We start from the raw sequence: 1,895 nt of genomic DNA, 5'->3' as shown, positions 1-1,895 counted from the left end.
TGACTCCTGACTCCTGACTCCTGACTCCTGACTCCTGACTCCTGACTCCTGACTCCTGACTCCTGACTCCTGACTCCTGCCTTCGTTAAAACCGATTCCTTGATGCTGTTATTCCCAAATTGGACCGGCTGCAATTATTTCTTGGGAGGCAGTGGTAAATTGACGGAAATTTTCCACGAAACGATGGGCTAATTCTCGCGCCTGTAGGTCGTAGGATTCGCCATCTTGCCATGCTTGTCGCGGGTCGAGGATTTTTTTGGGAACTCCGGGGACAATTTCGGGAACGAGAACTTGAAAGATGGGATGAGGATGGAAAACTACTTCCTCTAAATCGCCATTTAAAGCGGCGGAAACCATAGCACGGGTGTGTTTGATCGAAATGCGATCGCCGACTCCGTAGGGACCGCCGGACCAACCGGTATTAATCAGATAAACGGAGGTTTCGGGGTGTTGTTCTAAACGTTCCCCTAACATTTGGGCATAGACGAGGGGTGACAGAGGGAAGAAACATTGACCGAAACAACTGGAAAAAGTCACCTGTGGGGCGGTGATTCCCCGTTCCGTTCCCGCTAATTTGCTAGTATAGCCGGAGAGGAAATGATACATCGCTTGGTTCGTGGTTAATTTGGCGATTGGTGGCAGTACCCCAAAAGCATCGGCAGTTAAGAAGATAATAGTTTTCGGGTGGGTTCCCATGCCAGATACGGCACAATTAGGGATATAACGCAGGGGATAGGCGGCGCGGGTGTTTTCGGTCAAACGTCCATCATCGTAGTCGGGAAGGCGATTATCGGGGGAAAGGATCACGTTTTCGAGAATAGTGCCAAATTGAATCGCTGCCCAGATTTGGGGTTCGTATTCGGCACTTAAACGGATGGTTTTAGCATAACAACCGCCTTCAAAGTTAAAAATGCCGTCTTCTGACCAACCGTGTTCATCATCACCGATGAGGCTGCGTTTAGGATCGGCGGAAAGGGTGGTTTTACCCGTACCGGAGAGACCGAAAAAGAGGGCCGTATGACCGTGTTTATCCATGTTAGCGGCACCGTGCATCGGTAAAACCCCTTGTTTGGTCATCAGGTAGTTCATCATCGAGAAGACGGATTTTTTGATTTCGCCAGCGTAGCGAGTGCCACCGATGAGAACGATTTTTTTTGCCAGGTTGAGGACGATAAAGGCTTCGCTGTTCAGGTCGTCATCCTCGGGATCTCCCTGTAACCCCGGCAGGGCAATCACGGTAAAATCAGTTTCATGGGCGGCTAGTTCGATCGCACTGGGCCGGAGGAATAACTGATGGGCAAAGAGGTTATGATAGGCGATTTCGGTGACAACGCGCACGCCAAAGCGACAATTAGGATCGGACCCGACGTAACCATCGAAGATATATAGGTCTTTTCCCTGTACATAGGCGAGGACTTTTCGGTATAACTGCTGGAATTTTTCCTCGCTAATCGGGGCATTATGCTGATTCCAGTCGATTTCCTTTTCGCTATTGGCTTCTTTGACAATGAATTTATCTTTGGGGGAACGACCGGTATATTTACCCGTTTCCACCACTAAAGCCCCATTATCGGCTAAAACGCCCTCATGACGTTCGATCGCCTGTTCGACTAATTGCGGTACGGAAAGATTGCGATAAACGCGACCGAGATTTTTCATGCCTAGGTTTTCGAGGCCGTAGGTGGGATGAAATTGATTTTCTAATTCGTAGTGGAAATTGACGTTCTCCACGCGATCGGGCAAGGGACAAGAGATACTATCATTGGTCAGCGTGTGTAGAGTCGGCATAACCCCAATTCTCCTGATAATTTAGTTGTCGGTTTAGAGCTAAGTTCTAGGTCTCTGATAGTGCAGTTATAGAAACTAGAAAAACTTCGTTATCTGTCCTTTTCACT

At 48.5% G+C, this 1,895-nt stretch carries 1 protein-coding gene; it reads right to left on the bottom strand.

All coding sequences use genetic code 11. The features are described from left to right. Nucleotides 1-108: 108 nt before the first annotated feature. Nucleotides 109-1,788 carry a phosphoenolpyruvate carboxykinase (ATP) gene (gene pckA, locus PX636_RS03940; RefSeq protein WP_072926082.1) on the bottom strand — a complete coding sequence of 560 codons (1,680 nt, stop codon included), beginning with the start codon at nt 1,786-1,788 and terminating at the stop codon, nt 109-111. Nucleotides 1,789-1,895: the final 107 nt, after the last annotated feature.

Origin of the sequence: Microcystis sp. M53598_WE2 (assembly GCF_030067735.1) — a bacterium.
GTDB lineage: Bacteria > Cyanobacteriota > Cyanobacteriia > Cyanobacteriales > Microcystaceae > Microcystis > Microcystis aeruginosa.
Note: the sequence above shows the minus strand (reverse complement) of the source record. Positions and strands in the feature narration are given on the sequence as shown.